Genomic DNA, 665 nt, shown 5'->3' with positions numbered 1-665 from the left:
GGGCTCCAGTTTCAATGTGGCTAAATCACACAACAACTGGATTTCTTCGGGCAGATAAAGGGATAAGAATTCCCTGGCCGTTTCGGGCTGCGTTAAAAAATGCTTGAATAATGCGTCATGGTGAGGCCGTTTTTCTTTCTTTGCCACAATCCGTTTCTCTTCTTATCAGGTAGTCATTACTACTCATTGTCAAGGTATAATACCTCTGGAAAACCCACAACCAAGTTATAAAAAACATTGTCCCATATTTCCTCAGGTAGATCTTTACCGAATGCATTAATAGAAGCGCCTAAAGAATCAAATACCAGAAAAGAAAAAATAAGGAAACATTATATTTACAACAACTACTCAATGAAAGCCATTCATTTAAATGAGTTTTTAACTTGCATTCGCAATAACCACTTTATCAAAATATCGATTACTTATATTTACGCCAATAACAATAAACTTATCAAGCATCGAAAAAAACCAAAGTATTAATTTATAGAAAAATAATTACATCATACTTTTCTTAAATGAAAAAATATATCCAGAAAATAAATGAAGAATTAATGTTTTCATTGAAGAAAATTTATAACGGATTTTGCTAATAATCCTACGTCTTAAAACATACTAAAAAAGTATTCTTACAAGTAAAAATAAACCTTGACTTATAATTTCAATTG

Annotated in this window: 1 protein-coding gene; it reads right to left on the bottom strand. The window is 30.8% G+C overall.

Going from position 1 to position 665, the window contains the following annotated elements:
- Nucleotides 1-147, bottom strand: a 147-nt coding sequence (locus tag ACGF49_RS24700; protein ID WP_387493364.1) for an Rpn family recombination-promoting nuclease/putative transposase, incomplete at its 3' end; no start/stop codon positions are given.
- Nucleotides 148-665 lie beyond the last annotated feature (518 nt).

It is taken from the genome of Photorhabdus sp. RM96S (assembly GCF_042879335.1).
Lineage (GTDB): Bacteria > Pseudomonadota > Gammaproteobacteria > Enterobacterales > Enterobacteriaceae > Photorhabdus > Photorhabdus kayaii.
Note: the sequence above shows the minus strand (reverse complement) of the source record. Positions and strands in the feature narration are given on the sequence as shown.